The 22,665-nt window shown below is 49.9% G+C and carries 22 protein-coding genes; 10 read left to right on the forward strand and 12 right to left on the reverse strand.

Going from position 1 to position 22,665, the window contains the following annotated elements:
* Window positions 1-290 precede the first annotated feature (290 nt).
* The 4 genes from N836_RS67035 to N836_RS67050 all read left to right on the forward strand — a co-directional run bounded on the left by N836_RS67035 (window position 291) and on the right by N836_RS67050 (window position 5,529).
* A complete protein-coding gene (locus N836_RS67035) occupies window positions 291-2,690 on the forward strand; it encodes a ribonuclease R family protein (RefSeq protein ID WP_023075974.1) in 2,400 nt (799 codons plus the stop codon).
* An 8-nt stretch (window positions 2,691-2,698) separates the two neighbouring features.
* Window positions 2,699-3,367, forward strand: coding sequence for a flavin prenyltransferase UbiX (locus N836_RS67040; protein ID WP_023075975.1), 669 nt, complete (start codon window positions 2,699-2,701; stop codon window positions 3,365-3,367).
* Between the two features lie 51 nt (window positions 3,368-3,418).
* Window positions 3,419-4,201: a hypothetical protein gene (locus N836_RS67045; protein WP_023075976.1), complete on the forward strand. Its 783-nt coding sequence runs from the start codon at window positions 3,419-3,421 to the stop codon at window positions 4,199-4,201.
* A 179-nt stretch (window positions 4,202-4,380) separates the two neighbouring features.
* Window positions 4,381-5,529, forward strand: a complete 1,149-nt coding sequence (locus N836_RS67050) for a DUF4335 domain-containing protein (RefSeq protein ID WP_023075977.1) — start codon at window positions 4,381-4,383, stop codon at window positions 5,527-5,529.
* Between the two features lie 4 nt (window positions 5,530-5,533).
* Here the strand turns inward: N836_RS67050 and N836_RS67055 are convergent, their stop codons facing one another.
* From N836_RS67055 to N836_RS76770, 4 genes are all read right to left on the reverse strand, one after another.
* The gene (locus N836_RS67055) at window positions 5,534-5,995 is read right to left on the reverse strand and encodes a ferredoxin (protein WP_023075978.1); all 462 of its coding nucleotides are present in this window, start codon (window positions 5,993-5,995) and stop codon (window positions 5,534-5,536) included.
* A 103-nt stretch (window positions 5,996-6,098) separates the two neighbouring features.
* Entirely contained in the window at window positions 6,099-6,494 is a 396-nt protein-coding gene (locus tag N836_RS67060) for a DUF1257 domain-containing protein (RefSeq protein ID WP_023075979.1), read from the reverse strand.
* A 70-nt stretch (window positions 6,495-6,564) separates the two neighbouring features.
* Window positions 6,565-6,777, reverse strand: coding sequence for a DUF2997 domain-containing protein (locus N836_RS67065; RefSeq protein ID WP_023075980.1), 213 nt, complete (start codon window positions 6,775-6,777; stop codon window positions 6,565-6,567).
* Window positions 6,778-6,943: 166 nt separating this feature from the next.
* Window positions 6,944-7,102, reverse strand: coding sequence for a hypothetical protein (locus N836_RS76770; protein ID WP_023075981.1), 159 nt, complete (start codon window positions 7,100-7,102; stop codon window positions 6,944-6,946).
* A gap of 67 nt (window positions 7,103-7,169) precedes the next feature.
* Between N836_RS76770 and N836_RS67070 the strand changes: the two genes are divergently transcribed.
* The 3 genes from N836_RS67070 to N836_RS67080 all read left to right on the forward strand — a co-directional run bounded on the left by N836_RS67070 (window position 7,170) and on the right by N836_RS67080 (window position 9,833).
* Window positions 7,170-7,625: a nitrate reductase associated protein gene (locus N836_RS67070; RefSeq protein ID WP_023075982.1), complete on the forward strand. Its 456-nt coding sequence runs from the start codon at window positions 7,170-7,172 to the stop codon at window positions 7,623-7,625.
* Between the two features lie 79 nt (window positions 7,626-7,704).
* On the forward strand, window positions 7,705-8,253 hold the full coding sequence (locus tag N836_RS67075) for a hypothetical protein (protein ID WP_023075983.1): 549 nt from the start codon (window positions 7,705-7,707) through the stop codon (window positions 8,251-8,253).
* 11 nt (window positions 8,254-8,264) lie between these two features.
* Window positions 8,265-9,833, forward strand: a complete 1,569-nt coding sequence (locus N836_RS67080) for an Hsp70 family protein (RefSeq protein WP_023075984.1) — start codon at window positions 8,265-8,267, stop codon at window positions 9,831-9,833.
* Window positions 9,834-9,862: 29 nt separating this feature from the next.
* Here the strand turns inward: N836_RS67080 and N836_RS67085 are convergent, their stop codons facing one another.
* Window positions 9,863-10,465 (reverse strand): hypothetical protein, encoded by a 603-nt coding sequence (locus tag N836_RS67085; RefSeq protein WP_023075985.1) that lies wholly within the window; start codon window positions 10,463-10,465, stop codon window positions 9,863-9,865.
* Window positions 10,466-10,638: 173 nt separating this feature from the next.
* On the opposite strand from N836_RS67085, the gene speA reads away from it, so the two are divergent.
* Window positions 10,639-12,618 carry a biosynthetic arginine decarboxylase gene (gene speA, locus N836_RS67090; RefSeq protein ID WP_023075986.1) on the forward strand — a complete coding sequence of 660 codons (1,980 nt, stop codon included), beginning with the start codon at window positions 10,639-10,641 and terminating at the stop codon, window positions 12,616-12,618.
* A 44-nt stretch (window positions 12,619-12,662) separates the two neighbouring features.
* On the opposite strand, the gene N836_RS67095 is transcribed toward speA, so the two are convergent.
* Window positions 12,663-14,576, reverse strand: coding sequence for a serine/threonine phosphatase (locus tag N836_RS67095; protein WP_081716998.1), 1,914 nt, complete (start codon window positions 14,574-14,576; stop codon window positions 12,663-12,665).
* Between the two features lie 361 nt (window positions 14,577-14,937).
* The gene (locus N836_RS67100) at window positions 14,938-15,585 is read right to left on the reverse strand and encodes a pseudouridine synthase (protein WP_023075988.1); all 648 of its coding nucleotides are present in this window, start codon (window positions 15,583-15,585) and stop codon (window positions 14,938-14,940) included.
* 81 nt (window positions 15,586-15,666) lie between these two features.
* Here N836_RS67100 and N836_RS67105 point away from each other — a divergent pair, with 81 nt between their 5' ends.
* Entirely contained in the window at window positions 15,667-15,999 is a 333-nt protein-coding gene (locus tag N836_RS67105) for a hypothetical protein (protein WP_023075989.1), read from the forward strand.
* 15 nt (window positions 16,000-16,014) lie between these two features.
* Here N836_RS67105 and N836_RS67110 read toward each other — a convergent pair whose 3' ends face one another.
* On the reverse strand, window positions 16,015-16,947 hold the full coding sequence (locus tag N836_RS67110) for a tetratricopeptide repeat protein (protein WP_023075990.1): 933 nt from the start codon (window positions 16,945-16,947) through the stop codon (window positions 16,015-16,017).
* A 583-nt stretch (window positions 16,948-17,530) separates the two neighbouring features.
* Here N836_RS67110 and N836_RS73890 point away from each other — a divergent pair.
* A complete protein-coding gene (locus N836_RS73890) occupies window positions 17,531-18,604 on the forward strand; it encodes a hypothetical protein (protein WP_023075991.1) in 1,074 nt (357 codons plus the stop codon).
* Between the two features lie 34 nt (window positions 18,605-18,638).
* On the opposite strand, the gene N836_RS67120 is transcribed toward N836_RS73890, so the two are convergent.
* The 4 genes from N836_RS67120 to serA form a co-directional block, all read right to left on the reverse strand.
* Window positions 18,639-19,826, reverse strand: a complete 1,188-nt coding sequence (locus N836_RS67120; protein WP_023075992.1) for a homocysteine biosynthesis protein — start codon at window positions 19,824-19,826, stop codon at window positions 18,639-18,641.
* 13 nt (window positions 19,827-19,839) lie between these two features.
* Window positions 19,840-20,013, reverse strand: coding sequence for a hypothetical protein (locus tag N836_RS77245; protein ID WP_023075993.1), 174 nt, complete (start codon window positions 20,011-20,013; stop codon window positions 19,840-19,842).
* Window positions 20,014-20,033: 20 nt separating this feature from the next.
* Window positions 20,034-20,918, reverse strand: a complete 885-nt coding sequence (gene prmA, locus N836_RS67125) for a 50S ribosomal protein L11 methyltransferase (RefSeq protein WP_023075994.1) — start codon at window positions 20,916-20,918, stop codon at window positions 20,034-20,036.
* Window positions 20,919-20,996: 78 nt separating this feature from the next.
* On the reverse strand, window positions 20,997-22,577 hold the full coding sequence (gene serA / locus N836_RS67130; protein ID WP_023075995.1) for a phosphoglycerate dehydrogenase: 1,581 nt from the start codon (window positions 22,575-22,577) through the stop codon (window positions 20,997-20,999).
* Window positions 22,578-22,665: the final 88 nt, after the last annotated feature.

Raw genomic sequence — 22,665 nt, forward strand, 5'->3', positions numbered from 1 at the left:
GCTCAGCTAAGGGCGGTGTAAATAGTGCCCCATATCGTGCAGCGGTAGTTTGGAGTAATTTTCAGGGATGCGTCTTGGGGGATTGCCCTCGTACCTTGTAAATTTACTGGTTGCTGAAGGGTGTGGTGGTTATTAGTTGCGGTCCGTAGAGCAGCGTTTGTCATTGGCATTTGGGTTTTGCTAAGGATGCAGCTTTGGTAGGTTTCTGAAGAAGCAGCGCGTTCCTGAACCCAGTCTCTGGCTAAGAAACCAGTGGCATTGTTTTACTAACGCGTAGGATTCATCGCTACATGAATTTTTCAATTGCTTCCCTGTTAGCTAACTTTTCAAACGATAAACTCGTTACAACTAAAACCCTCGAAAAGAAACTTAATTGTTCCGATGACACCGATGCCAGCGATCTAACCATTGCGCTTGATGCCCTGGAACGCATTGGCGTACTAGAGAAAGAACGGGGTAAGTATCGTCGTATTTATGAGGATGACGTCATTGAGGGCAAGCTACGCTGCTCTAGCAAAGGCTTTTGTTTTGCGATTCAAGACGAGGAAGAAGCTGATGACATCTATGTCAGAGAAGCCCATCTTAACCACGCCTGGAATGGGGATCGAGTATTAGTTAAAGTCACCAAAGAGGGCAATCGTCGCCGCAGTCCAGAAGGTGAAGTCCAGCTGATTTTAGAACGAGCTAACTCTTCAGTATTAGCCCGCATCAAAGAGGTCGAAGGTAACGATAGCTTACAGGCCGTTCCCCTGGATGATCGACTGCTGTTTCAGCTGGATCTCAAAAATCAAGAAGAGGATGAATTAAGTCAGGCTGATTTACAGGCAGCTATTGACCATTTAGTGCATGTGGAAATCTTGCGCTATCCCATTGGCCAACATTTACCCCATGGCAGGGTGGCTCAAATTCTAGGCAGTGATGCTGAGGCCGCTGCCGATATCGACATTGTTTATTGTAAGCATGACCTGCCTCGTGCCTTTCCTGAAGAGGTGATGATGGCGGCCAAAGCGCTACCCAATCGGGTGCGTAAGGCGGATATTAGGAAACGGATTGATTTGAGAGATCAGCCCACCGTTAGTATTGATGCGGATGGTGCTCAGGTAATTGACGACGCCCTGACATTAGAGCAGCTTGAGGATGGTAACTGGCTGTTGGGGATTCATGTGGCCGATGTCTCCTACTATGTACCGTCCAATAACCCCATCGATCAGGAAGCTTATCGTCGAGGCACCTCGGTGTACCTGGCAGATTCACCAGTGCCCTTGCTGCCACCGCCGCTATCCACATCTCTGTGTGCGCTACTGGCCGATAAGGAGCGACTTACCATTTCTGTAATGGTTATTCTCTCTTCAGAAGGTGAAGTGTTGGCCTATGAAGTGCAGCCATCGGTGATTTGCAATGATCATCAGCTCAATTATTACCAGGCCCAAGCAATCTTAGCGCGAGATGACAAGGAGGCAATGGAAGCCTTGTCATTTAAAAAGCGGGATCTGACCAAGTTTAAAGACTGTTTTGAGCAGATTGATCAGTTGTTTGAAGTGAGTAAGCTGCTGCAGCAACAGCGCAACCAGCGGGGCTCGTTTGATTTAAATCTACCCGATCATGTCTTTCCAGAGGAAGCTGGAGAAGAGCTGTCCCATTATCTTTCTCCTAAGTTTCAACATGATGATGAAGGGGGACTGGGTGTCATGGTGGTTTCAGATTTACTGCCAGCCCGACGGATTGTTACTGAATGTATGTTGTTGGCCAATCAGCTAGTCGCTAAACATCTCAAAGAGTTAGGTGTGCCAGCCATTTATCGGGTTCACAGCACACCTGATCCAGGAGATGTGCAAGAGCTGATTAAATTGGCCAATAATATGGGACTGAATTTACAGCTAGAAAATGAGGATATTGTTTTACCCAAGGACTATTTAGGCTTTGTGCAACAGTTTAGTCAGTCTAAAGCTGAAAAGGTGCTGACTTATTTGTTGTTATCTACATTAAAGCCCGCGTCCTATGGCAGTCACCCCGACGGACATTTTGGGCTGGCGTTAGAAGATGGGTATACCCATTTTGCTTCTCCTGTCAGGCGTTATCCTGATTTGTTAGTGCATCGGGTGCTCCATGCCGTCTTTGATGAAGGTCGCGATCGCAAAACCACCCGCTCCAAAGATCGAGTTGATCTCCGTAGCAGCAGCAGTCACGGTAATGTCAGCTGGAGTGTATTGCCACCTGATATCCATAACGAATTAGAAGAAAGCTTGAGCCACATGACTACTCACCTGACTGAGCGGGAGCGATTGGCTCAAGAAGCAGAGTCTGATTTAGAAGGACTGAAAAAAGCGGCCTTTATGCAGGCCCATACAGGTGAAGTTTTCCACGGCTTGATTACTGGCGTTCAGTCCTACGGCTTCTTTGTGGAATTAGAAGAGTTACTGGTTGAAGGTCTGGTCCATGTCAGCTCCCTTAAGGATGACTGGTACGAATATCGGTCTCGGCAGCAAAAGTTAATGGGGCGCAAAAACCGCCAGCAGTATCGTTTAGGCGATCGCGTTGAGGTCCAAGTTAAGAGCGTTGATTACTATCGCCAGCAAATTGACCTGGTGGCAGTGGGCGGGGGTAGTGAAGCCGTGGACGACGATGACGACGACATCACCAATGAGGAGTCCATGGGCAGAGACGACGTCTTTGATGACGGCGAAGAGTAGAAAAAGCCATGCAACAAGATGCGCAAGCAGCATCCGCCCCTCCCTTGGCTCGTCCTTTAGTCTTAGGCATTACCGGAGCCTCGGGTTTAATCTACGCCGTACGAGCGCTCAAACATCTGTTAACCGCAGGCTATGAAGTGGACTTAGTCGCTTCTAAGGCGGTGTATATGGTTTGGCAGGCAGAAGAACAGGTGCGCCTACCCGGAGATTTAAATCATCAAGTCCTATTCTGGCGGCAGCAGGCTGGAGTAGAAAAAGCCGGTATGCTGCGCTGCCATGCCTGGAGTAATGTAGGAGCAACCATCGCCAGTGGCTCATTTAAAACCCTAGGCATGGTGATTATGCCCTGCAGTATGAGTACGGTGGGCAAACTGGCGTCCGGATTGAGTTCTGACCTGTTGGAACGAGCTGCTGATGTGCAGCTTAAAGAAGGCAAGCCCCTGGTGCTGGTACCTCGTGAAACCCCGTTGAGTTTAATTCATCTCCGTAATTTAACAACCCTGGCCGAAGCGGGCGCTAGAATTGTCCCAGCTATTCCAGCCTGGTACCATCGGCCTCAAACCATTGATGATCTGGTGGACTTTGTGGTTGCTAGAGCCCTTGATCAGCTGGATATTGACTGTGTGCCATTAAATCGTTGGCAAGGTCATGGTCAAACGGCAACGTTGGAGAGTTGAGCGCTAAGGTGAACATAGCTCACCAAATCGTGGTCAATCGGGGAAAAAGTAATGGTTCAGCTGATTACGCTTCTATTGGTGGTGGCAGCTCTGCTGATACTAGTGCTGCAAAATCTCACGCCTGTCTTAGAGCTAGTGATATTGGGTAACTCGGTGGGGGCGCTACCACTGTCTGTCTGGTTGCTGGGTGCGATCGCAATCGGTGCCCTATGCACCCTACTGATCCATCAGCTAGTACCGCAAAAACGTGCGTATCGTCCTATTGGCCGACGACTGAACGATCCAGAAACCACCCATAACAATCGATTTGTCGATTCCCCTAATCCTCCCACAAACAGCCGTCCGTCCTCTCGTGGCTCTGCTCCCAGCAGTAGCAGGCATCAAGATCCCTACGATAATGACTGGGAAACATTTAGGGCTCCTGAACAATGGGACGACTGGGGTCAACAGCAGACCACCGCTGCCGCCAGAGATACGTTTGCAGACAGACCCAGACCCTCCGTGGGCGATGCCATTGGTGATGCTGTTAAAGACATTGAATCTGGCTGGGGCGATGATGACTATGAAGCATCAGCTCGATATGCATCCAGGCAAGACCCTGGGCCAGATATTGGCTGGGAGCAGCACGGTTCTTATCGCGACGATAGACCGGACCAGCCATCGCCACGCACCTATGAAGACGGTTGGATCTATGGTGATAACGCACCTGAGGAAAATCCCCCAAGTGCCGCTAAACCTGAAGAGGCAACGCCAGAAGCCCCAGAAGAGGATGTATACGACGCCAACTATCGAGTCATCATCCCTCCCTATGAGGGGAATGACAAAGACGTGTGAATCAGGACATCCCACATGCTGACAGGTGATCACGGTGGTGCAATCCCTGTTTCAAACACTTTCTAGGGAGTACGTTTCGGTAACAGTAACCATGCTGGTCGCTATGGGTTTGGGCTAGTAAGCTATAACCGTAGCGCTTAGCTTGTGCAGATGTTATTCATCTGACCTCGAAAACAGAGATGTCCCCGGTTTTACCCATCAATACCCAGCGCTATCGGTCTGGTAACTATATGTTAGAGGTGACGGCACAGCCATCACCCCTTTCCCAGTGGAGCGACCGACCTGTGGTGCGGCGACTGCGTTTTAGTCTATGGTTAGAGCGACCCGAGCGGCAGCAGCTGGCTGCGGGGAATCAGCAGCAGTTAGTCGCTCTTAGCGATGCGGTTGAGACTTATGTGCAAACCTATCTGAGTCAGCAAGCCTGGCCTCAAACCCACAGCATTAAGCTACTCGATAGGACTATCAAACTCAGCACTATACAGTTATTTAATCTCGCTGAGGTGTTAAGTGCCTACGGTCAGCGTCACATCACTCTGCCTGTGGCGGCGTTGCGGCGACGGCGACGTTCCTGGCAGACGGGCTCAGCGGTAGCCTCACTCTTGGTCGCTGTAGGTGTGACGACGGCTTATCTTTATTACAGACCACCAGTATTTAACGAAGTGGCGACCACTCAGGCTCCTGAGGCAGTTTTCGAAGATGGTGTGAGCAGTCCACCCAGCTCCCCTGCGGCTCCAGAGTTAGAGTCGGCCCCAGCTGAGCCATCTTTTAATCTCAGTCAAGAGCTGGCCCAGCAGCCATTAGACCAGGAAGAGCTAGATGGTGTTAGCACTATTCCGGCTGCACCCCAGGCAGCTGGAGCGAATGCACCGTCAGCTGCAGAAACTCAAATACCTGATATAGCTGAACAAGATTTAGGCCCTGGCGAGGATAAATTGTCGGCGCTACCTGAAGCCAGTGAGCCGATGACAACGGCTGAGGTGCCTGGGCAATTGGAAACGCAAGAAAGTTTAAAAAGCCCTGCTGCTAGTGCAGCTAGCGATCTGGCGCAGCGATCGCAACTGCCTGATGACCCGGTTGTTGACGATGCCCTACTGGCAGCGATCGCAACCCAGCTAGCCCCGTATCAACCCACAGATACCGCCTATCCGCTGGTCTATCACCTACAAATCGCTGCCGATGGTACCATCGTAACCCTGGACCCCATGAGCGAGGATGCTCCAAACCTAGAAATTCCCGCAAACATTAAAACACAGCCCCCCGGACGCTCACTCCAGGTAGAAATTATCTACACTGGCAGTGCTCGTCCCACAGTCAGAGAGCGGTTCTAATCAACTAAATCTCATCGGTTGATTGATTTTTCGGCTGGCGCAGTGGGTGATCACTCCGACTCTTACGGCGCACTAACCCCTGATTCACCGGAAATCCAGCAACAGGAATCACCTGATGCCGACGTTCTTCCTCTAGGTTTCGTAGCTTGGTGTAGTCAACCCAGTGAATACAGTCAACAGGGCACGTATCAATCGCCTCCTGAATTAGTTCTTCACTGTCACCATCTTGACGTACAGCCCTGGCCCGACCATGAAGCGGTTCTAGATAAAACGTATTGCGGGCCACGTGGACACAGTTAGTACAGCCGATGCAGGTGGTTTCATCAACATAAACCCCCTTTTGCCGCAGCGTCCCACCCAGTTCAGGTTCCAGACCAGTGCGGTTTTCAGCATCCCTAAGCAATCCACCCAGTTCAGGTTCTAGACCGGAACGCTCGTTGCTAGAAGGCTCATTTTGCAAAGTCATCGATAGTTACTCCTATGACACGGGGATTAAGCCCCTTAAAGCAACAAAGACGACGTTGAGTAACCCAACGTCGTCTCAATCTAGCTAGCCAACTCAAAAACCGTTAGCTTTGAGCCCAACGCTGTAGAACCAGACGAATAGAACCGTCTGCGGCAGTCTTTTGCTCAGCAACTTGAAAGCCCTGACGAGACGTTTCACTCATGACAGTGTGATAAGCATAGCGCTGAGTGATCTTATTCAAAAAGCCATCCACCGAAAGAGCCTGCTGCCAGTACTGCATATCAGCCACCAGCTCATAATCTCCAGTATCGGTGTTACGCTTGAACCCCAAGTCGTAACCATTGTCCTGCTCGATAACTACTTCAGCAGTTTCAGTCTGACCCTGATAGCCACGAACTGCCTGTGGACCAGCTTTCCACTCAGCACCGACATCGGTGAGGGCAGCTTGTAGAGCAGGTAAACTACGAATTTTGGTTTTGATCTGGCTAAAGTGCGACATCTTAAACCTTGTGTTGATAAGAAGTTAACAATGTGGCCATCGGGCCAGAGCAGTGGTGAAACCGAAACGTCTACCAGCTGCCATAATTAGCCTGGGAATCAATTTGTTCAGACGTTAACTGATTGCCCTGGGCATAGAACTCAGAGGTCTTCTCCTGAGATAGAACCTGGCCTAACTGGGCCTCAATAGCAGCAGTGACCTCAGCGCAAGAGCGGCCAACAATACCTGTCACCAACTCTTTAACTCGACCATCGGGGTAAATAACAAATTCCAGTGTTTCCAAAGGGATTCACCTCTTATAGGAGAGCGCCACACTAATGACACCTACGTAGACAAACGATAACTAAAAAGTAGTTAAAACTCCATATAAAAAGTTAATACAGAGTATTGAAACTGAGAGTGTCTGCGCCAGTTGTATGAAGTTAGTGTCGCGCAACTTTCTGAAGCCGTCAAGCAAAGGACTGGAAGGGCTCCGCAGCCACCGTAAATGTGTTACAAAAATCAATGTTTTGAGATGCTCCTTTGTCTGACTGGCTCTCGGTATAGGCGATGATGCTATCTGTACTGACGGACTGTAGGTCACTGGTTTTGGACTGTGGGTTTTCCATGAACCCTAGGTGACAGAGATGGGGATTCAGGAACGTTGATAGCTATCAAATGAGGTGAATTTAATTTATGGAATCTGGGGGCTTTCAATTTGAGCAGGAGTTTATCGACTCCCTACGCTGTATTCCTATGGTGGTGAGACTTAAACTCGACACCTGTGGCGTTAAGCTCAAACTTAATCACTGGCATCAGTTCACCCAGACCGAGCGTCAGGAGCTGGTGGCTATGCCCTGTGATACGGTCAGTGGCATTCCGGCCTATCGTCAACATCTGCAAGCATTAGTGACTCGTTATACGGGACAGCCTGCTAAGGAAATTGATGTTCCGGCTGAGCCACCCTGGCTGCAGGCAGATGTGCCCGAACAGGTGCAGATGCAGGCGGCGACCTACAACCTGAAAATCACTGGCGATGCCTGGCAATCTCTAACACCAGGTCAACGATTTGCGCTGATTAAACTTAGTCGCCCAAGTCATGAAAATCGTAACTTTATGCCAGCTATGCAGGAGTTTGGTCTTGCGGATTAACTGCTATGGCTGGGTTTTAACCTGTGCGGACTGTTAGTATCAATACCAGCACAAAGGCTGGTTGACTGACTGAGAAGCTATGAATATCCCCCCGTCCAATCATCAGAAGCGATTAAAGGTGCCCCGGCGATTTGGGCAGACCCAGTCGGGTGTCCCTTGGCCGTGGTTGATGCTGGTCATGGCGCTACATATTGGAGTGGGGCTGTTTTTATCTATGTTTTCGCCACCGTTTTGGGTCTGGCCCCTGGCCTTTGCTGGCACCCTGATTCAAGCACTGGCGCTGGCTGGCCCGAAAGCGCTATCGGCGTTTAAAGGGATTCGAATTCTATTGCTACGTTTTTTGACATGCTTGGGGGTTGGCCTGTCAGTAGTGGCGCTGGCCATAGCGGTTGGGTTTGGCGGTACGGCGGATATTGATAACATTCAATTTGTTCAGACTGGTTTGACCTTGTTTTTTGTCAATTTGGGGGTATTGGTGCTGACCGCTGGTTGTAGTGTGCTGATTGCTTATGTTGGCGATCGCATGTTAGCCAATATGGGACGCATCCGCTCAAGTCTGTCAGTTTTGAGTGTTTGTTTTTTGGGATTATTTGTTGGAGGAGCATTCGGGCTTGCGATCGCAAGCTAGAAATATAACTGATGGTAATAGCGATTGACTTTGGTACTAGCAATACGGTGCTCTGCCGGTGGAATGCAGCCACCCAGTCTTCTGAAGTACTCGCCCTGGATGCGATTGCCCAGCGTCAGACAGGGCCCGCCGTGATTCCCAGTTTGCTCTATGTCGAAGACGCCCAACAGAATCAAGTGCTGATTGGTCAGCCGGTGCGCGATCGTGGGTTAGATCGTTCTGAGCGTTGCTTTAAAAACTTTAAGCGGGGCATTGGCACTGCGATCCAGGGATTTATGCCCGAGTTGGATGGATGCACCGTGTCCTTTGAACAGGTGGGGGACTGGTTTTTAACCCAGATGATTGACCAGTTTAAACAGCAGGAAGACGGTCTTGATGAGCTGGTGCTGACGGTGCCCGTGGACAGTTTTGAAGCCTATCGCAGCTGGTTAGGCAACCTCTGTCAGCGCTGGGATATCGAGCGGGTGCGGATGATTGATGAACCCACCGCTGCCGCCCTGGGATATGGCCTGTCAGACAACGAAACCGTACTGGTGATTGACTTTGGTGGCGGCACCCTAGATCTGGCCATTGTGCAGCTAAGCGGTGGTCAGTCTCAGCGCCTGGGCTACATCCTGAAGTGGGGTAAAAAGGCGATGGGCAAATCAGCCCAGCAGGTGTCAACCGCCAAAGTTGTAGCGAAGGCGGGGGAAAATCTGGGCGGGGCAGATATTGACCAGTGGGTGGCTCAGTATCTATGTGACCGTTATGGTATGTCGTTATCGCCCCTGACCCTACGACTGGCAGAACAGCTAAAGATTCAGCTATCTACGGCGCTAAGTGCCAGTGAGAGCTATTTTGACGATGAAACCTTTGATAGCTATGGGCTTACCCTAGAGCGCGACCAGTTTGAAACTGTGCTCAAAGACCAGGGCTTCTTTGAGCGTTTGGATGAACGGGTCGATCAGGTATTGCAGCAAGGACGACGTCAGGGCGTAGATATCGCTGACATTAATGCGGTGCTGCTGGTGGGGGGAACCACTCAAATCCCAGCGATTCAAACCTGGGTGAAAACTCGCTTTGAGACGACTCAGGTATATTGCGATCGCCCCTTTACAGCGGTGTCCGCTGGGGCCCTAAAACTGCAACAGATTAAGCTCACGGATTTCTTGTATCACGGCTATGGCGTTCGCTTTTGGGATCGGCGTAACAACTGCCATGGCTGGCATCCCATTATTCCCCAGGGGCAACCCTATCCGATGGCTCAACCGGTTGAGCTGGTGTTGGGGGCATCCAGTGAAAAACAGCCCAGTATCGAATTGATTATTGGTGAACTAGGGCGTGACCAGGGAAGTACCGAGGTCTATTTTGAAGGTAACCGCCTGGTGACTCGACAAACTAAAACCGGTCAGGCGGTAGCTCAGCCTCTCAATGACAAGGCTCCTAATATTGCCACTCTAAATCCCCCTGGTATGCCAGGGGAAGATCGAGTGCGGTTAAGCTTCACAGTCGATCAAGACCGACTGCTGCGTGTCACCGTAGAAGACCTGCTGACCACAGAGGTATTAGCCGATAATCAGACCGTAGTAGAATTGTCCTGACTTGGCTGCAAAACTTGAGTCTGCCGCCTCTACTGGGCTTCTCCTTCAGGCACTTCGCCACCGCCCAGACGCTGTCTAAGTTCTTGACCGGCCTGTTCTGCCTCAGATTGGGTTTTAGTGATGATAAAGGTCTGGGTTGCCAGCAGCACAATCACAAATAAAATCCCAGATAGGGTAAAGCTGAGTTTAGTGGATGGAATGCTTTGACCAAGGGCGTAGATTGCGATCGCAAATACCGCCGCCAAATAGATCTTGGACATCACCGGCATCGCCGACGCTGACCAGCAGAGAGCCACTAAAATCGCATTAAAATACAGAGCCAATAGGCCCAAGTGAATTCGTCTGGCATAAATTTGCTGGGCTCGTTTCCGACTGCCAGCCAATGGTAGTTTCAGCCGATTACCAGCCGCATTGATCCCATCCATCGCCATAAAAAAGATGGGAATAATTACGCTAGATACAACCACCAAAACTTGCGGCGGAGCCTCTAGCGTTTGATTGATAGATGCTGATGCTAGCGCTAGACTGACGGCCTGACTAAAGACAAATGCAGCAATAGCAGCCACCAGAAAAATGAGCAAGTCAACACCTAGAGCAGGGGCAACCGGTATCGGCGCTGTGCGTGTCTTCATAACCTGAGTTTATTCCTTTGTACAAATATGCCTCATGACCTGTAGCACCGAGTATATCTACGTGTAGCTACCATGCCTTAATGTCTCAATTATGGAAACCCAACTAAGACTCGGTAGATAAGCTAGGGATAAATTTAAACTATCATTACATCTTTGCTAAAGGAAACACTTTGATGAGTTTAGCCCCAGTTTCAAACGATCAACAGCCGCCGAACGTCCCTGCTGAGACTGGGATACCGTCTACAACAAGACTCTCTTCAGCGTCCTCAACTTGGACCATTGAAGACAGCGAAGAGCTCTATCGCATTAATGGCTGGGGAGAACCCTACTTTTCCATTAACTCTGCAGGTCATGTAATCGTTTCTCCCCAAGGGGATCGAGGGGGTTCCTTAGATCTGCACCGCCTGATTCAGGCGCTCCAGGCCCGTAATTTGTCACTGCCTATTCTTGTTCGTTTCTCCGACATTCTTGAGGATCGCATTGAACGACTCAATTCTTGTTTTGCTAAAGCTATATCTAAGTATGGCTACGATGGTTGTTACCGGGGAGTTTTTCCAGTCAAATGTAACCAACAGCGTCATTTAATTGAAGATTTGGTGAAGTTTGGGGAGCCTTACCAGTTTGGTCTAGAGGCGGGCTCTAAGCCTGAATTAATGATTGCCCTGGCCACGTTAAAAACCCCTGGAGCCCTGTTAGTCTGCAACGGCTACAAAGATCGGGCCTATCTTGAAACGGCCATGCTGGGCCAGAAATTGGGACAAACACCGATCATCGTCTTAGAACAACTCAACGAACTACCCCTGGTGATTGAAGTGAGTCAACAGCTATCGATTCAGCCTCGGTTGGGGGTACGGGCTAAGCTGTGTACCAAGGGCATGGGGCGCTGGGGTGGTTCAGCTGGGGATCGAGCCAAGTTTGGGCTCACCATACCTGAGATTTTGACCGTAGTTGAGCAGCTCCGCTCCGCCGATATGCTCTCCTGTCTGCAGCTGCTCCATTTTCATATTGGGTCTCAAACCTCATCCATTAGCATCATCAAGGACGCGCTCCGAGAAGCCTGTCAAATCTATGTAGAACTGGCTAAGCTGGGTGCCAACATGCAGTATTTGGACGTTGGCGGCGGTCTAGGCGTCGATTACAACGGCTCAAAAACCAACGTTCCCGCCTCTAAAAACTACAGCATTCAAAACTATGCCAATGATGTTGTTGCAGAGGTGCAAGAAGCTTGCTCATCTAAGGATTTGCCAGTACCCACACTGATTAGTGAGAGCGGTCGAGCTGTGGCATCCCATCAGTCTGTCCTAGTGTTTGATGTGCTAGGGAGCAGTGAGGTGCGCCCCCAGGTTCCCTTTGAACCCTCACCAGACGATCATGCCATTCTCAAAGAGCTATACGAAGCCTATCAGACTATTAACTCTAAAAACTACCAAGAGGTTTTTCACGACGCTGAACAGTTTAAAGGGGAAGCGGTTAGTCTCTTTAACTTTGGCTATCTGAGTCTGACAGAGCGAGCACGGGTAGAAAATCTCTTTTGGGCCTGCTGTCAAAAGATTGTTCAGGTGCTGCGTCAGGAGACCTATGTGCCTGATGATCTAGCTGATTTAGAGAAGATGATGGCCTCGATTTACTACATCAATTTATCGGTCTTCCAGTCGGCACCCGATACCTGGGCCATCGATCAGTTATTTCCCATTATGCCTATCCATCGTCTCCACGAAGAACCAACTTGCCGTGCAACTCTGGCAGACTTAACCTGCGACAGTGATGGCAAGATCGACCGGTTTATTGATTTGCATGATGTTAAATCTGTTCTAGAACTGCATGATCTAAAAGCTGATGAACCCTACTATCTGGGGATGTTTCTAACTGGGGCTTACCAGGAGATCATGGGTAACTTGCATAATCTCTTTGGTGATACCAATATGGTCCATATTCATCTGACACCCCAGGGATACACCATTGAACATGTGGTGAAGGGTGACACGATGAAGGAGGTCCTGGGCTATGTGCAGTATGATTCTGAGGACCTGGTTGAACAAATCCGCCGTCGTTCGGAGATATCCCTCAGAGAAAAGCGCATTACGTTGCCAGAGGCCCAGCTGTTGTTGCAAAACTACGAAGAGAGTTTGAGCCGATATACCTATCTGTCATAAATTTTGTGGGGGTGTTCCATGGAACACCCCCACAAAATTTATTCTTAAACTGATTGCAGCTTAGAGAGATCCGGTTTCACCTTAAGCTTCACCACTAAAGCCGTGATGTTGTCATGGCCATTTTGTTCATTAGCTAATTCAATTAAATCGGCCACCCCTTCTTCAATGCCTTTATGTCCTCTTAGAATTGGCTCTATGTGGGTAGAGCAATGGGTTTCGAGCAACCGATCATCACTGAGGCCATCGGAACAGAGCAGTAATAGGGTATCTTCAGTGAGGTTTAGATAGTTAAAACTGGGTTCAAGCGCTTCTTCACCACAGGGACCCAGGGCTTGAGTCAGCTGATAGGCATCGGGTCTGGCGTAGGCAATGGCTGGCTCAACACCACGCTTAATTTCTCGCTGCCCCACTTCGTGGTCAACGGTAATTTGCTGTAGCCCCAGTCGTTTAGTGTAGCGGTATAGCCGACTATCACCGACATGAGCGGCCACTGCAGTAGTTCCTTTGACTAGCAGCATGACGAGAGTAGTGCCCATGCGCGCACTTCCCGTTCGTTCTTCTATCTGATTTTTCTCATAAATAACCTGATTAGCTAGACCGATGGAATGGCGTAGCTCTTTTTCATCAGGTAGTTCTGCATCCCAATGGTCATCAAGATATTCGCGCAGAGTATCCACAGCTAGCTGGCTGGCCACCTCGCCACCGGAGTGTCCCCCCATGCCATCACAGAGGATATAGGCACATTTTGCGTCCAGGGTTTGGGTAGATAGGGTTTCCTGCCGACTCAGTGCAGATTGGATAAAGTAATTATCCTCATTGTGGTCGCGCTGCTGACCCACATGGGACTGGCCGGCGTCTTCTAGACCCGTGAGTTTCATCGGCAACACCATGGTGGGTGAGTCGATGCTATCCATGCCGGTATCTTCACTGCTAATGTCGATGCCTTCGAGGCCGGGAATGTCTAAATCTGCCAGGACGTTGCTCTCGGCAGGGGTTTCTGAAACTGCTGGGGCAATGTCTGTACCGAGCTGATATCGATCTGCGATCGCAACCAACGCTTCCTTTAAGCTATCAATGACATCAATCTGCCCTTCAGTGACCTGGGTCGCCAGCCCAATTAAATCTGACAGGGACTGACTATTGGACTGCAATAAAGACTGCCACAGTAGACCCATATCAGCCAGTCGGTAGTCATTGCGATAGGGTCCCATTTCAATACAGCGCAGACAGACAATTTGGTCTTCGTCCATACACAGATTGCTGATGTTTAGCAAACTGCCCTGCCCCTTAAAGGCGGCCATCGCATCCCAAAGTTCGACCATGACATAGAAGCTATGCACCTGCTGCAGTGGGTCTAACGTGGCTTGCTGCCAGATCGTGAGTAAATCTGGCAGGTGGCGGCGGTCTTCAACGATCAAGACACTGTAGTCAGCTTCAATCCAGGCATTTTGAAGTTCTGGAATCGATGGGAAAAACCGACTGTGGAGTGCCAGATAGGGATAGGCCATCAGCGGAAAATGCGACTTCCCATCAGCTTGATCGATCTCGACTAAGGAAAACCGATGCCGCTGTTCCACCAAGGAGGACGCCATGTCGTTGGGCTTAGTATCGGTTACCTGAACTTCTACAACTTTTTGGTTTTGGCTATCGGCATTGAGCGCTATTGGTTCAATCAAGCGATAACGCTGTTGAGACCCCAGCCAGTCACCAGCTGCTCGTGTCCCAACCACCTCAGCAGCAATCGGATCGATGTTATCACTAGCTACCTGTTGCCAAATCTCAGGGTTGCCGCTGGTTGACGGCTCCATTTCAGGGCCAGTCGTCTCATCAACTGCTAAGGCAATGGATGGTTTCCCTGGCAAAATAAGGGCTCTCCATAGCTGCAGTGGTGACCCGCACGACTGACAAAATTTATGCTCGATCGGGTTATTGAATTGGCAATATGGGCAAATGATCATCTGTGGATAGAAGAAGGCCGTTGACAATGACCGCAGCTAAGAAAAATACGGCGTTACCGATCCAACCTATGAATCAGTTCGCAAAACTCTGATAGATAAACCTTGTCCACATTTAGAACTTTAGTTTTTCTATAAAGAAAATACAAGTTCCTGGTTTGGATTCAGTTGCGTAAAGCTAATCACTATACCCAACCTTTTAATCAATAATGATTATGACGTTGCCATATACCATTATTCCCAAAGTTAAAAATAGTCTTAGCTCTCAATATCATTAGAATAGGAAATCGTAGTTTCTTAATAAATTAAATACAGTTCAGCATAGCCGATGGGTCATGCATACATTGATATCAATACAACTACATTAATCGTAACGTTGTCGAATTTTAGGGCGGGATAGCTGCCTTCGTCGCCGATGAAGCGAGTCATACCCTTTAGTTAACTGATGCAGGTATGTTCGTTCATCGGAGGTGAGCTCGCGCCATTCCCCAGGTTGCAGATTTCCCAGATGTAGATGCCCAATACTAACGCGTACTAGCCGTAATGTGGGAAATCCGATGGCGGCTGTCATGCGTCGTACCTGACGATTTCTGCCCTCTCGCAAGGTGAGCTGTAGCCAGGCCGTGGGCACCTGTTTGCGGAAGCGAATAGGGGGTGTGCGAGGGGGCAATTCTGGTTCTGCCGCTAGTAAGGTAGCTTCGGCGGGCAGTGTGGTGTAGCCGCGAATGGTTACCCCCTGACACAGTTGTATCAAACTTTTGGGATCGGGAATCCGCTCTACCTGTGCCCAATAGGTGCGGGGATGACGAAATTGGGGATGACACAATCGATGTTGTAATTTGCCGTCATCACTCAGCAGCAAGAGCCCTTCACTATCGCGATCAAGCCGACCGACCGGATATACTCCCGGCACTGAAATAAAAGACTTGAGAGTAGTGTGGCCATTTTCAGTGTTGGAAAACTGGCTCAGGACATCGTAGGGCTTATAAAAAATTAGATAGCGATGGTCCATGGCCCTGGCAATTCTTGAAGCTGTATTGAGAAATGGTGAACTCAGCTAGGTCGATAGATATGCTGAATAGATTCGATCAACATGAGTATCGGCAATATGATGAACAATGCCTCTAAGTACCGATTTGTCTGTACGTTGACCTTTGGTGACATTTATGGACAGATTATCGTCTGGCTGATTGTGCTGTTTTTGAGCTTGGCAACGGCCCTCGCTCTCATGGGGGCTAGTCGTCCAATCTATGCGCTGGTTTGCGTTGGGCTGATTTTAGTTCTGTCCCTTCCGTTTTTGCTATTTGCCTTTGTGACTACTTTAATCAATCACATCGAATTTAGTGAAGTTGATGCGATCGCGGCTAAAGACAGCCAAAATCAGTCGTTTACTAATCCGCAAATGCCCAGTCAAACCGTCGCCTAGGTACCGTTGAACAGATTAATTAGCTTCTGATTCAGCTGGTTCAGGCACATCAGCTGAGTCGGGGAGCACGGTGTCGGTCTCATCGGAGGTGGGGACGTCGGCAGCACTCTCTGCAGCTGGCTGCTGGTTGGCTTGTCCCTGAGCCATCAGCTGCTGAATACTGTCCTTGTATTGAGCCGGTGCAAGTGATAGAGCGGTCTCAAATAGGGGTTGAGCCTCATCAGCTTGACCAATGTCCTGCAGGATCAAGCCTTTGGCCAACATGGGCCGAAAGTCAGGGGTGCCACCCTGGGCCTCGACATCCTGGATGGCAGTATCGTAGGTGGCGATCGCATCATCATAGCGAGCCTGTTCCGCATATACCTGCCCCAGGAGCAGCTTCACAGCAACCACATCAATGGTGCCCGGTCGAATCTGATTTGACTGCTCAGCCGTTTTCAGCGTGTCTTCCAACAAACCCACCGCTGCCTGAGGGCGTTCCTGCCCTACCAATAAGGCCACCAGACCTTGTAACGCCTCCATATTGCCGGGGGTCGCCGTCAATATGTTGCGATAGGTTTGAGCGGCTCCTTCAAGATCATTGAGTTCTTGTTTTGCCTGGGCTAACAACACAGAGTAGCGAGGCTCTTGAGGATTTAACTCTGCCAAGCGAGCCAATGGTTCAGCCGCTCCTGCCAAATCCCCCAGACCGACACGGGCCTCCACCAGTCCCTCAAGGGCAGCTTGATTATCTGGCTCACGCTCTAGAACCAGCTCATAGCCATTGGCACGCCCCTGTAATTCTGCCTGGCGATCAGCATTAGCAGCCGCAGTGTGCCCACTATTGTCATAACCAGAATTTTGATTAAACGCTGCTTGGATTAAAGGTCCCAGTGAGACCGCTAACAGCGCTGCTACAGCTATGAATAAAATACCGCCAACTAGCCAGCGATTGCGTTTGACAGCCACAGGACTCCCCCTCCTTCAAAGCAACTTGCCCATCTTAAACCTAAACGAGTCGATACGACTTGGCAGCTTGCTGGAGGCCACAACTCCTATGCACCAGCCAACGTCGTTAAAAAAGATTGCACAATATATTTACATCACATCACTATTATCGTTACCTATAAATCTCACAAACCACAGTTTGAGAGTGTCAAACCTCGAATAACACGGTTCAAAACATTTGATTAGACAGAATATCCTTAAATTGAGCTGACATCTGTCAAAATCTATGAATGGTAACGTAAAAGCGGCCATGAGGTGATCTAGTTTAAGTTACTATTCCTACTATTTTTTTTGGATAGGCTTGGTTTATTCATCTAAAAACTGCTAGGTTCAACCAAACGGTAATTCATATCACCCTTTGATATTTATGATTTCCAGCTAGGTAAAGATACAAACCAGATATAAGTAATTAGGTCAGAGTAGTAGGTCAAATATAGGTTTAGATACTCAAACCAATACCTTCTTCCTATCGCTATGCTCTAACTAATCTATTGTTCCAATTTTAAGTAAGCCGGTTTTCCTGATTGAGGAGGTTTCGAGATTAATGAGTTCTGCAGACAGTCGCCCCCCTGAAATGCCTAACACTGCATCCAATAGCAAGCCGGATGTAAGCGCAGCTGCTGACTCAGATCGCCCTGCTCTAAAAAAGCCGCCTAGACGACCGGTGAGACCGGCTCCTGTTGAAGAGCCCAAGCCAGTTGAAACGTCGGTTAAAGAGCAGCTAGTTGCGTTAAAGAAGGCTGATGCACCCGATCCTGTGCCTGCGGTTGAGACACCCGTTGAGACACCCGTTGAGACACCCGTTGAGAATAAAGCCGATGGCAGTGACACTGACTCCACTGAACCAGAGACTCCTCAACCCAGAATCCAGCCCATTGCACCGCCTAGTGAGCCCATGCAGTACCGGGCCATTGGGTTATTAAAGGGACGATATGAACCCTCAGAGGAAACCTTTAATCGTGGCGGTATCATCAATCACGATGGCACCACTACTGCAGCGGTACTGTTAGGACGAACCACTAGCCTGGTTAAAAAGCATCTGGATTTAGAAAAAGAACACCTGTGGGTTGTGTATCCTCGGACTATTTTTCAGGACGATTTGGGTATTGCGGTTCAGATTGTTGGTGTTTGGGAACCGGAAACCCTGGGTGAAGATGAGGATGAGACGCTGGAAACCCCGGCTGATGCGATTCAACCTGATTACTTCTCCATTCGGGGTGAAGTAATCAAATATGATGAACGAAAACAGGAAATTACCGTTAGCATTGTCCAGAAAATGCGCACAGGTAAGCAGCCCAAGCGCCCCTTTAAGCTGTTAATCAATGGCAGCATTGGGGTCAAGACCATTGGCTACTTCTGGGATATGCATGTACAGCGAGAAGGCAATCAGTTTGTGCTCAAGGAGGGGAACTATGTTGCAGCTGTGCCACCGAAAAAGCGTTCTAAGAAACGGCCACCCAGTGGTGGTGGTAAACGACGCCCTGCCAAACGCTCTCGCCCCAAACCCAACTTAGCCAAAGATGATGGCTCTAGAGCTGAAAAGACAGCCGAAAAACCCACTGTGGTCAAAGTCGGTGACAGTAGCGTTAGCTCAAGTCCAGACAATTCAGAGGAGTAAGGACACAGTCGTTTTAGTCCTCAAGGCTCACGAGTTAATTATTCTGGGGCAAAAAGGCTGTTTGTTTGGGCAAAGGAGCGACCGGTTCACTGAGTTCAAACTCACCCTTGAGGAGCCATTCTTTGAGGGTGAGTGCCACCTGACGTCCAAGATACAGACTAGACAAGGGGGCGGTCCTGACTCGGCTGCCATTGATGGTTAGATGTCCGGATTTAAGCTGCTGATAGCTGACCAGCCCAAAACTAGGCCGTACCCGTCGAGGAATTGAAAAATCAATAACCGGGGCCAGGATCTCTTCATCTTTGATGGCACAGCCCTGTAGAGCAGCCTCATCCAAAATCGGGATGGGAATCCCCACGCCTAGCATCAAAGAAGGACCATAGCCGCTAAAGTAACACCCACGCACCCACTGGGGGTGCATTTGCTTAGCATCGCCAATCAGGGCAACGGTAGCCGAGGGGCCAATGGGAGTGCCATTAGGCAAACGTTTTTGTAACGGAAAGTGCTGGGTTCCTTCCCAGGCGATATAGCCAGGTGCCCCGCCCACAAATAGCCGACTGCCGATGCCAATGGTCCGCATTTGGGGATCGTTGAGCATGGGGGACAGCGCCCCGGCATTGGCATAAACTGCGTTACCTAAAAATGGTTGTAGCGGTCCCAGGTAGGTCAGCAATGGCCGATCACTGCTGTTGACCCCAACAATAAAGTTTTGATAGAGATTGCGGGGATTAAACAGATAGAACTGATTAATGGTGTCGCGGGTAATGTCAATATCGAGAGTGGAGCGGGGATAACAGTCGCTAACATGACCCAGAGCTCTGAGATTGACCGATTGACCGGCAATCAATTGGGCAATGACATGGCCGCCACCGCGCTCACTGATGATGTCACTACTTTCTGAGGTTTCTCCCCAGCGATTGTTGCCTGCGGCCTGACTAGCACCAATGTAGAGATCAACGGCCCCAAAGCCTGCATAGGCCAGGACTCCATCCAGATAACACTCGCGAATGTTAATGGGCGGATCGGTATGGCCCAGATTGATGATGGCCCCCGATGATTCCATGGGTTCAAAGGTGCCGGTGGTAACTACGTCAACGGCAGCGGTTGCTGCAGCCAGTCCCAATTCAGCAACTTTGGCTTTGGTTTCCTCAACGGTCCAGACTGTGACGCTACCGTCCTGGATTTTTTGATTAATTTCGGCGATGGTGCGGGTAGTAGCCATGGGTGCACTGGGTTTATGGCTGACTCCAGCGACTTAGAAGCCAGCCGCCCAAGATAATTGTTGGCAGTAACACCAGGACCAAAGCGGTGGATTCTGGGGGAGCAATGGCTGGGCCAACCCATTTGATCAGGGCGCTGATAATGGCGGATGCGATCGCAATTTTCAACACATATAACCAGTTATCCATAAGCAAGTAAGGAGCAAAGATTACGGACGACGAATATTTAAGCAGCACCAGTCCCCCCGCCGCCAGAGGGTAGCCACTGTCCAATTATGCTCCTCCAGGGTATCAGCAACCCACTTTGACTGTTCCAGCAGCACACCGCTCAAAATTCCCCAGGTGGATTCCTTAGCAATGGCATTAAATGACGGAATTAGTTCAACAATCACTTCTGCCAGGATGTTACACATAATGCCATCAACGGGTTCACTGACCTTGAGGTCGGTAATACTGCCCTCGGAAATCAGGATTTTCTCAGGTTCGAGTCCATTCAGATCGCGGTTTTCAGCCGTTGCTTTGACAGCCAACGGATCAGTATCAACCGCATAAACCTGATGGGCTCCCAACAGGACAGCGCCGATGGACAGAATGCCTGAACCACAACCAATGTCCGCTAGAGTCACCGGCTTGGGCTCACTCAAACGCATTTCCAACGACTCTAAACAAAGCTGAGTGGTCGGGTGTGTGCCGGTGCCAAACGCTGTACCCGGATCGAGTTTAAGCACTAGTCGGGACGACCCCGGCGGCGGCTCCATCCAAGCCGGATTAACCAACAGCCGATCACCAATGGGCTGGGGCTGCCAATACTTTTTCCAACTCTTGGACCAATCTTCATCCTCAATCAGGCTCCAAGTCACCTCAGGCAGCTCCTTTGTCCCAAGACACAGAGCATCCTGTTGGAAACGCAGAGCTAATGCCGCCAAATCCACATTACAAAACTGCTGCTGAGGAAAATACGCTTTTATCTGACTTTGATGCCCCCAGCGTTCGCTAGCGGTGCCTCGGCCTTTCCAATTTTCAAACCGCCAGAAGACAGTATCCTCAAGCAGCGGGGAGCAGGTAACTTGTATCTCCCACCAAGTATTCGACAAGGGTTTGATTAGGGGTATATGGGATTAAGTCAGGCTGTGGCCAGGGGCAACCCCTCCCACAACCTCAACTAGTTAATTTTACAGGGCGACGGTATAGGCATCACGAATGCCAGGTACTTTTGTGATTTCCTCAAGAATGCCTTCAGGCAGGGGATCATCAATACTCAGCACCATAACGGCATCCCCTCGAACAATCTGACGCCCCACTTGCATACTGGCAATGTTGACATTGAAGCTACCCAATAATGAACCGATTTTGCCAATAATCCCTGGCATATCTCGGTGCAGGGTAAACAGCATGTACTTAGTGGGCGGGACATTAATGGGGAATTGATTGATATCCGTAATCCGAACTTCAGTGCCCCCCAGAATCATGCCAGTGACAGAATGTTCACCCAGAGACCCTTGAGCCGAGACATATAAGGAGCCGGTAAAGTCCTTAACGCTGGCGTCCCGCGTCTCAATCACCTTAATGCCGCGTTCCTTAGCCTCAATCGACGCGTTGACATAATTGACCCGCTCTCTCAGCGCATTGGTCAACAGGCCTTTGAGTGTGGCAATGACCAACGGCTTGCTGTCTTGATTCGCCAGTTCACCCTGCAGGCGAATTTGCACTTGCTCCACGCGACCACCCGCTAGCTGCCCGACCAAATTACCTAGGGTTTCCGCCAACTGTAGATAAGGGCGCAGCTTTTCAAGCACATCGGGGCGCAGTCCAGGAATATTAACGGCTGAGCGGGCTGGCAACCCTAGCAGCACATCACGAATCTGCTCGGCCACATCTACGGCCACATTAATTTGTGCTTCGGCAGTGGATGCACCCAGGTGAGGCGTCAGAATCACAGACTTACCCAGTTCTCTGAGGGCACTCTCTCCCAGGGGCTCATCCTCATAAACATCTAGCGCCGCTCCAGCGATCGTGCCGTTTTTAATCGCCTCATATAGGGCCGTCTCATCAATGATGCCACCGCGGGCACAGTTGACAATACGGGCAGTGGGCTTCATCTTGGCCAGTGCTTTCTCGTTGATCAAATGCGTGGTTTCAGAGGTTTTGGGAATGTGTAGAGTAATGTAGTCAGCTTCTTGGAAAAGCAGATCCAAATCCACCAAGCTACAGCCCAATTCAGCCGCTCGTTCCTTAGAGATAAAGGGATCATAGGCCAGGATAGTCATCCCCATGGACCGAGCCACGGTCGCCACGTGGGAACCAATCTTGCCAAGACCAACGACGCCGAGAATCTTTTTGTAGACTTCCACACCCGTAAACTGTTTACGATTCCAGGCCGATGCTTTAACGGATTGATCGGCTTCGGGAATATTGCGTGACAGCGACAGCATCATGGCCAGGGCATGTTCAGCAGCAGCGATGGTATTGCCCTCTGGAGAATTCACCACCACAATGCCGCGACGGGTGGCGGCAGCCACATCGACATTGTCCACACCAACACCAGCCCGGCCAATAATCTTAAGCTGACTAGCGGCTTCAATGACCTTGCTGGTGACCTTGGTACCCGAACGAATCATCAAGGCATCGTAATTCGGGATGATTTGAACAAGCTCTTCGGGAGGAAGCTTGGTTTTAACATCAACTTGGGCCACCTGGGCCAAAATATCGAGACCAGACTGGTCGATCGGGTCAGAAACAAGTACCTTCGGCATAGCTGGAGGGGAGGTTTTTTTCACAAGGATTTATCGTACTGCATCGCTGCAAAGGCAAGAAATCCTTTCTTGGGCAAATTATGGCTTG

This window comes from Leptolyngbya sp. Heron Island J (assembly GCF_000482245.1).
In the GTDB taxonomy this organism is placed as follows: Bacteria; Cyanobacteriota; Cyanobacteriia; order Phormidesmidales; family Phormidesmidaceae; genus Leptothoe.